The sequence below is a fragment of the Streptomyces thioluteus genome (assembly GCF_039535865.1).
Genome location: NZ_BAAAXZ010000080.1, coordinates 20668 through 28936, shown reverse-complemented (window position 1 = coordinate 28936; position 8269 = coordinate 20668). Strand labels below are relative to the sequence as shown.

At 74.9% G+C, this 8269-nt stretch carries 7 protein-coding genes and 2 pseudogenes; all 9 read right to left on the bottom strand.

Annotation, left to right across the window (positions count from 1 at the left end; all coding sequences use genetic code 11):
* Nucleotides 1-812, bottom strand: an 812-nt coding sequence (locus ABD794_RS10535) for a beta-ketoacyl synthase N-terminal-like domain-containing protein (RefSeq protein ID WP_344962586.1), incomplete at its 3' end; no start/stop codon positions are given.
* A 2-nt stretch (nt 813-814) separates the two neighbouring features.
* On the bottom strand, nt 815-1813 hold the full coding sequence (locus tag ABD794_RS10530; RefSeq protein ID WP_344962585.1) for an aminomethyl transferase family protein: 999 nt from the start codon (nt 1811-1813) through the stop codon (nt 815-817).
* Nucleotides 1814-1856: 43 nt separating this feature from the next.
* Nucleotides 1857-2069: pseudogene (locus ABD794_RS18855) on the bottom strand (hypothetical protein); the annotation flags it as partial.
* 73 nt (nt 2070-2142) lie between these two features.
* Nucleotides 2143-3057: pseudogene (locus ABD794_RS10525) on the bottom strand (DUF6365 family protein); the annotation flags it as partial.
* Between the two features lie 44 nt (nt 3058-3101).
* The gene (locus tag ABD794_RS10520; protein ID WP_344962583.1) at nt 3102-4100 is read right to left on the bottom strand and encodes a hypothetical protein; all 999 of its coding nucleotides are present in this window, start codon (nt 4098-4100) and stop codon (nt 3102-3104) included.
* A gap of 300 nt (nt 4101-4400) precedes the next feature.
* Nucleotides 4401-5321, bottom strand: a complete 921-nt coding sequence (locus ABD794_RS10515; RefSeq protein WP_344962581.1) for a GNAT family N-acetyltransferase — start codon at nt 5319-5321, stop codon at nt 4401-4403.
* Nucleotides 5318-5614: a hotdog family protein gene (locus tag ABD794_RS10510; RefSeq protein ID WP_344962579.1), complete on the bottom strand. Its 297-nt coding sequence runs from the start codon at nt 5612-5614 to the stop codon at nt 5318-5320. The genes ABD794_RS10515 and ABD794_RS10510 overlap by 4 nt, the downstream gene beginning before the upstream one ends.
* Nucleotides 5615-5791: 177 nt before the next feature.
* Nucleotides 5792-6898 (bottom strand): SDR family NAD(P)-dependent oxidoreductase, encoded by a 1107-nt coding sequence (locus ABD794_RS18850; protein WP_425585990.1) that lies wholly within the window; start codon nt 6896-6898, stop codon nt 5792-5794.
* On the bottom strand, nt 6895-7830 hold the full coding sequence (locus tag ABD794_RS10490; protein WP_344962577.1) for an ACP S-malonyltransferase: 936 nt from the start codon (nt 7828-7830) through the stop codon (nt 6895-6897). Before ABD794_RS10490 ends, ABD794_RS18850 begins: the two co-directional genes overlap by 4 nt.
* Nucleotides 7831-8269: the final 439 nt, after the last annotated feature.

Below are 8269 nucleotides of genomic sequence, written 5' to 3'. Positions count from 1 at the left end.
GCCACGGCCATGGCCCGGACCGCGCCGGCCCCGCCGGGGTCGGGCGCGGTCGGGTGGTACGCGTCGGCCGTCAGGCCGTACCCGAGGGCCGCGGCGACGAGTTCGGCGCCGCGCTCGCGGGCCCGGTCCTCGCGCTCCAGCAGCAGGAAGCCCGAGCCCTCGCCGAGGGTGAGGCCCTGCGAGCGGGTGTAGGGGGCGCAGGGGTGCTCGTCCAGCGCGCCGAGGCAGTTGAAGCCGTTGAAGGACACCAGGCTGAGCGGGTCCACGCCGCCGCACAGCACCGCGTCCGCGTCGCCGCCCCACAGCAGCTCCAGGGCGTAGCCGATGGCGACGCCGCCCGCCGCGCAGGCGTTGGAGACCACCGACCGCGGGCCGTGCAGGCCGTGGGCCGCGGCGACCGCGTCGGCGCACGCGTGCAGGGTGTAGGCGGACAGCGGTTCCGGGTCGGCGGCGGCCAGCCCGTCGGCGAGCCAGGCGCGGTGGAACGTCTCGCCGGTGCGGGTGCCGCCCAGCGAGGTGCTCACCACCAGGCCCAGCCGCCCGGGCCGGTACCCGGCCCCGGCGAGGCGGCCGCGGCGGGCGGCCTCCCCGGCGGCGGCGAGGGCGAGTTCGACGGCCCGGTCGGGACGTTCCCGCCCGTCGGGCGCGGGCAGGTCGGGGGCCTGCCCGGCGAACTCGGTGGACAGGCCGGTGAGATCGATCCGGTCGGCCCTGACGATGCCGCCGCGCCCGGCGACGAGGTTGTCCCAGGACTCCTCGACGCCGGACCCGAGGGCCGAGACCATGCCGACCCCGGTGATGATGGCGCGCACGGTCACTCCCCGATGCGGCGGGACCAGGACACCGGCACGACGGCCGGTGACGACACCGTCCGCACGGCGTCGCCGGAGCCCGCGGTGAGCTCCAGGCCGGGCACCGCGAACGGCTGGTCCAACAGGCCCATGGACAGCTGCTGTTCGCCCTGCGGCGCGGCCGTCGTGAACAGCACGGTGCCGACCTTCTCACCGCCCGCGAAGACGTTCGCCCCCTCGGCGAGCGGTCCGTCCGACGCGAGCAGGACCGTCCCCCGGCGCGGCGCGGGCAGCGCCGCGAGCGCCTCGCCGCCGCGGAACGGCTCCTCGCGGCCCGCGGTCATCAGCCACTGCACCCCCGCCTCGCGCGCCGACAGCCCCGCATCGCACGCCGACACCCACGGGTGCCGGACCTCCAGCCGGGCCCGCTCCAGGGCGGCGGCCCCGACCGGCCCGCCGTCCAGCTCCGCCGCGGCCTCCTCCGCCCACGCGCGGATGCCGAGGCCCGCCGGGGCGAGCAGGACGTACCCGTACTCGCCCGTCGTGCCCGTGCGGGCGAGCAGCGCCGGGGCGGAGCCGGTGGGCGCCTGAACCTCGCACACCCCGCCCAGGACGAGGCTGGAGACCTCGAAGTCGGTCAGCCGCGCCGCGATCCGCCAGGCCAGCGGGCCCTCGAAGGCCACCGCCTCGTACGCGCCGGTGCGGTCGGTGACGGTGACGTCGGCGATGCCGGCGGCCACCGCCTCCGCGCGCAGCACGTCGGCGAGGCGGGGGTCGCCGGCCAGCAGCCAGGTGGACTCGTCGAGTTCGAGGTGGCCGACGATGTCCTGCGGCAGACCCTCCTCGGTGAGGACGAGGCTGTCGGAGACGGTCAGCGGCTCGACGTACTGGGTGTCGCGGGCCAGGACGCGGGCGAGCAGCTCGGCCCTTTCGAGACCGGTGAGTTCGAGGAGGGCGTCGGTGCGCTCGTAGACCCCCACGGTCGTGCGCAGCATGCGGTAGTCGGTGTCAACGGTGGTCATGGGGTGGCTCCTTGTGCCGGGGGGTTCGGTGGCTGCGGGGGCGTCAGCGGTGGGTGTGCAGCCAGGTGGCGACGGCCTGCGGGCCGTCGGGGAGGTGGGTCATGGACGCGAGCAGCTCGTCACGGCCGGGGACGCGGCCCCGCGCCGCGCCGGCCAGGACCTCGCCGATGTGCTCCGCCGCGGCGGCCGCGTGGTAGACGGGGGCGCGGGCCACCGCGTCGAGGAACGGGTTGCCGGTGAGCAGCGGCGTCAGCTCCGTCCGCCAGCCGTACGGGAAACACCGCGTACGGGAAGAGCACCCCGGGCAGGTGCTCCTCGAAGGCGTCGAGGGCGGCCTGGTCGGCGGGCTCCTGCGGCGGGACCGGTCCGCCCTCGTGCAGCAGGGCGACCGCCGGGGTGCCCAGCAGCGTCGCGCGGGCCATCGCGCAGGAGGTGATGTTGTCGGTGAGGAACAGGTCGGCGGCGCCCAGCAGTTCGGTGAAGTCCGCCAGGGGCAGCGGTGCGCTGTTCACGAAGCGGACGGCGTCGTCGGCAGGGCCGTCGGTCACCGGGCCGCGGCCGACCCCGACGACGGTCACCGGGCGGCCCAGCCGCCGCAGGATCCGGGCCAGCCACACCCGGAACAGGCCGCGGTGGTCGTGGCGCGAGCCGGTCGCCTTGGCGATGTAGTCGAACGCCGTGGACGCCCAGGCGGACTTGGGGAACACCACGAGCAACTCGTCCGTGCCGACCCCGTGCGCGGCGCGTACGGTCGCGGCGCGGTCGGGGTCCACCACGGGCGGGGCGTCGTAGAGCCGGAACGCGCCGTCGGCCTTGCTCGGCGGGGCGACCGGCACCGGGCGCAGTGGGGTCACGTCGTCGGGCAGTGGCGGGAGGTCGATGCGCGGCGCGTACCAGCGGCGTACGGCCTCGGCCCCGGGCAGCCGGGCGATCTCCATGGTCATTCCGGGGGGCGCCGGAGCCCAGGGCGAGGGAGTCGACGGCGGCGAGCGGCCGGCCAGGGCCCGCAGGCCGTCCAGGGTGATGGGGGCCGGTTCGAGGGTGAGCAGGTGGTGGTCGGCGAGGACGACGCCGTCCGGGTCGAACTCCTCGGCGGTGGCGGCGAGTTGCGCGTCCTGGCGGCTGAGGCGGGGCGCGAACTCGCGTACGGGGACGCCGGCGGCGCGGGCGTACGCCGCGTTCTGCGGCGGCACCACCAGCAGCGGGGACATGCCCGCCCGCCGGAGCTGACCGGCCAGGAGCATGGCGTTGTGCAGTTCGCCCAGGCTGAACCGGCCCGGACAGACGATCATGATGCGCATGCGCCGGTCTCCTCTCGTGCGGCCCGGTGGGTGATCGCGGCCGCCGCCTCGTGTTCGTGGGCCGCCACCGCCAGCGTCCACTCCGCGTTCAGCCCGCGGTCCGTCCGGTGCCGGTTGACGAGGCTGACCAGTACGCCGTCGTCCAGGACCCGGCACAGTGCCTCCTGGTGCGTGCCGCCGGCGGGCCGGCAGGCCAGCCAGCGGCCGCCGGGCAGTTCCACGGCGAGGGCCGAGGTCCACAGGCGGCCGGCGGGCGGTGGGGTGGTGTGCCAGACGGCGCCGTCGGCGTCGGCCAGCAGCAGCCGGGGCGCGGCGGGCGCGGCGGGGGTCAGGTGGGCGACGGTCTCGCCCTTCGCCGGGGCCGGTGCGCCGCTGAGGCGGAGCTTCCAACATCCCTCGGAGAAGGGGACATGGACCAGTTGAGATCCCCGGCGGTGAGCCCGAAAGCCGTCGTCGGCCGGCTCCCATGTCAGGGGCGTGCTCTCGCCCCAGCCCAGGCCGGTCTCCGGGTCCTCCCGGGGGCCCTGCCGGTCCACCCACAGGCCCGCACGCCAGTCGGTGAGGGACCCCAGGGGGCGACGGCGCGGGAAGGGGCTCGACAGCACCCGCTCGCCGGCGTCGCGCCACAGCACGAGTCCTCCGTCCGGCGCGCTCAGCAGCAGCTCGCCGTCGGGCGTCGCGGCCGTGGCGACGGTGCGGCGGGCCACCGTCCGCTGCCCGAAGGCGACGTGGCCCGTCCTTCGCGTCGGTGCCGGGGCGGGGGCGGTAGTGCAGGGGCGGAGGCCCGGAAGTGTGGCGGGGGCCGCTCCGGGCACCAGCCGTGCCGGGTCCTGTTCCTCGGACAGCCGCACGCGGTAGCCGAACTCCGTTCGCCGCCCCAGGCGTTGGAGCAGGGCGGGCAGGGCGTTGCCGCCGAAGCGCGCCTCCACGTCGGCGTCCCACTCGGGCCGCAGCGCCAGTCCGCCGGCCGGGTCCCACCACGCCATGCCGCGGGGCCGCCCGTCCGCCCCACAGCGGGTGGGGGCGGTCGACGGACAGCGCCTCGTAGTCGGTGAGGTCCTCGGGGCAGAGCCCGCGGACGGACGGGAGGACGCCGTCGCCGGTGACCAGCCGGGCCCGGCGCAACTGGTGCCAGGGCACGGCCAGCAGCGAGTCCACGGGCGGGTTCGGGCCCTGCCACCACACGCGCTGGTGCAGCACGCCGTCGCGGAGCACCGTCTCCCGGTGCAGGCTCGCCCGGCTGTCGCCCTCGGTGACGTGCCAGCCGCCGTCGGTCTCCCGGACGGTCAGCGCCGCCGGGCCTGACGGCGCCAGCCGGTCAGGAAGGGCGGGCCCAGCACGGGCCACGGGTCGAGCAGCAGCGCCCCGGGATGGGCGTCGTGGTGCACGGTCACCAGGCCCGTACCGCCGTCGAGGGCGAGGGACCACGGGCCGTCGGCGCGGCGGTGCACCGCGGCCGGGGGCTCCGCAGCGGGCGGGACGTCCCGGTGGCGGGTGGTGGCGCCGGCGACGGTGACGTCGAGCTCGGTGAGCGTGCCCGTCGGACCGTCGACCGCCGCCGACACCGAGGCGTCGCCGACCGCGAAGCGGTAGCGGACGGTGGGACGGCCGTCGGCGGTCTCCACGCGCGTGGCGTCCGGGTCCGACCGGTTGATCAGGCTGCGCCAACTCGCGCCCACGGCGAGGGAGTTCCAGTCAAGGTCGGGGTAGCGCTCACGGAGCCCGCGCAGGACGCGCGGGAGGAAGCTGACCAGTTCCGTGTAGCCGTCCTCGTCGGCGGCCGGACCGTCCAGGGCGACGAAGCCCACGCGGGCGTAGAGGGGAGCGGCCCGCCGGTTGGTGGGCCGGACCTCGGTGCGCAGCACGTCCACCCCGTCGTCCAGGAGCGGGAGAATCGATTCGGCGAAGAGGCGGCCCGCCATCAGGCCGCCGCGGTGCCGCGCGTCGATGACGAACATGCCGGCGAACGCCTCGTCCGGCGCGGCCACCCGCTGCCCGGAGGTGCGGAAGAACCCCAGCGTGCCGATGACGCTCCCGCCGGACTCGGCGACCTGCATCCGGCGCACGCCGCGCTCGTCGAGGACGGCGAGGAGCCCCGCCGCGTCCATGGGGTGCTCGCGTGCCGTGTGCGGACCGGTCTGCTGCCGGTGGAAGAGGTCGGCGACCTGCTCCGCGTCGCCGCGGCGAAACGCACGGACTTCGCTCACGCCGCATCCGCTCCCGGGCGCTCGCTGACGACGAGGGAGCCCCGCGCCACGACCTCGGAGCCGACGCTCGCCCGGACGGAGACCTCCGTCAGCGCGCCGATCGACGCGCCGAGCCGGGCGTGCAGCAGGAGCTGGTCGCCGGGGACGACGAGCCGGGAGAACTTCATCTGCCGGATGGCTCCCAGGTATCCGACGCGGTCCGCCGCGTCGGAGGATCCGTCCTGGGGGTGCCGGGCGCCGTAGATCACGGCCACGAGCTGGGCCATCGACTCGATCAGCAGGACGCCGGGCATGACGGACTGCGCGGGGAAGTGCCCGGCGAAGAAACGGCTCGGAGACGGTGACGTTCTTGATGCCCGAGCCGCTGCGCCCGGGGTCGACGTCGAAGGCGCGGTCCAGCAGCAGCATCGGCCACCGGTGGGGCAGCATCGCGCGGATCCGGTCCGCGTCGAAGGACAACAGGTCGGGCATCAGGCGTTCTCCACGGCGGGGATCCCCCCGGCCTGCTCGACGATGAAGTCGGCGAGCTTGTTCACCGACCCGAAGACGCCGGAGTCGTCGTCGCTGATGGAGACGCCGAAGTTCTCCTCGACCATCACCACGATCTCCAGGGTGTCGAGGGAGTCGAGCTCCAGGCCGCGGCCGAACAGCGGCTGGTCGTCGCCGATCTCCGAGGCGGGGGTGGCGAGTTCGAGGTTGTCGACGAGAAGGCTCTTGAGCTGCTGGTTGAGTGCGGTGCGCTCCTCGGCGTGCTTCCGCAGCTCGTCGTGGGTCATGGACATGGACGCCTTTCGTGAAAGGGAAGAGAGGTTCGGGGTGGTCAGGCGGTGAGTCCGCCGTCGGCCACCACGACCTGCCCGGTGATGTATCCGGCGGACGGGGAGGCGAGGAAGCGCACGGCGGCGGCCACTTCGGCCGGGGTGCCGGGCCGGCCGGCGGGGATGAGCCCGAGGTACTTCTCGCGGACCACCGGTGCGGCGGACCGCAGCATGTCGGTCTCGGGTGAACCCGGGGGCGACGGCGTTGACCCGGATCCCGCGGTCGGCGACCTCGCGGGCCAGGCTCGCCGCGAAGGCGTGCAGACCGCCCTTGCTGGCGCTGTAGTTGGCCTGGCCGGGCGTCCCGGAGAGGCCGCTCGTCGAGCCGATCAGCACGAGCGAACCGCCCGTGCGGTACATGAGCTTGACCGTCTCGCGGCAGGTGAGGAACGCGCCGGTGAGGTTGGTGTTCAGGACGCGCTGCCACTTGTCCAGGCTCATCGCGGCGAGCAGGCCGTCCGCGACGATGCCGCTGTTGACCACGGCCGTGTCGAGACGGCCGAACTCCTTGCGGATCTCGCGGAACATGGCGCGGACCTCGTTCTCGACGCCCACATCGGCCCGCACCACCAGGGCCCTGCGGCCCAGCGAACGGACCTCCTCGGCGGTGTCCTCGGCCGCCTGACGCTGCGTCACATAGTGGACGACGACGTGGCATCCGGCCTCGGCCAGGGCCAGGGCGCAGGCCCGGCCTATCCCTCTGGACGAACCGGTGACCAGGGCCACCGCCGGATCAGGGAAACACCCGAAGGAGCTCATGACCGACTTCCTTGCCTATCAGCTTCGTTGATGGAGGGCTGCAGCGCGGCGAGAACGGCTCGGACCGCGGCGGAGGTGTCGGCCAGGCGCATGGATGCGGCCCCGCGGCGCTCCATGCCGGTCAGCGAGCGGGCCGGCCCCAGGGCCACGCGCGGATGGGTCCCGGCGGCGGCCATGACCTGGCGCCACCGCACGGGAGCGCACAGGGAGGCGACGAGATCCGCCCGGATCGCCGCCGGGTCCGTGCCGAACACGCCCCGGCCGATGAGCCCCACCGGAACACGTGGCGGCCGGATGCCGACGCGTTCCACCGCCGCACGCCAGTCCTTCTCGACCGGCTTCATCATCCGGCTGTGGAACGCGTGCGAGACGTCCAGCGCCTTCGCGCGGGCGCCGACCTCCGAGGAGAAGCGGCGCATCCGCTTCCGCTCGCCGGAGTAGACCACCTGCCGCGCGCTGTTGTCCGCGGCCAGGTCCACCCCGCAGTCCTCCGCGATGTCCGCCACGCGCTCGCGCGGCATCGCGGGGGAGAGGAGCACCGCGCACATGGCACCGTCACCGGGCGCCGCGGCCATCAGCTCGCCGCGCAGCCGGGACAGCGCGACCGCGTCGCCGAAGTCCAGGCATCCCGCGACGACCAGCGCGCCGAGCGCCCCGACACTGTGCCCGGCCGCCGCGGCGGCGGTCACCCCGCCGCCGGCGAGCACCCGCCACGCCGCGACGGCGCAGGTCAGCAGCGCCGGCTGGGCGTTCTCCGTCTCGGCCAGGACCGCCCGGGAGGAACGCCAGCACAACTCCCGTACGTCCAGCCCCAGGACATCGCCCGCCTCGTCGAACACGGCGGCGGCCTCGGGGAACGACGCGCACAGGTTGCGCCCCATGCCCACGCTCTGGCTCCCCTGCCCGGGAAACAACGCGCACACGGCGGTCATGCGAAGTGAGCCCCTTCAGGCGTGATCCGGATCGGTTACCGGCGGTTCCGGCCCTGGAGAAGGGAACCATCGACCGGGGTGAAGGGGCTTCACCCGAATCGGGTGAAAAGATCGATTCGGCCGAGCCGGTTCAGCGAGCCCTCGGACGAGACCGAACAGCGGCCGCGCCCCGACATCGTCCCCTTCGACATCGCGGGGACGCACTGCTTAGACGGGAGCAGCTCCTTGACCGCATTCCGCATGGTCAAACTTCAGAGCGCGGACGTGCGAGAGCGGCCCCGCTCCCTGTCGCCGGCCAAGCTGCCGGGGACGAGGCCCTACCAGCACCGCGTGCGGGCCCCGGCCGTCAGGCCGGGGCTCTTGCGCTGCCGGCTCGGGTTACAGCAAATCCCGTACGGTCGCCACGACCGCACGGAGCGGGCCGAACCAGCGGGACCAG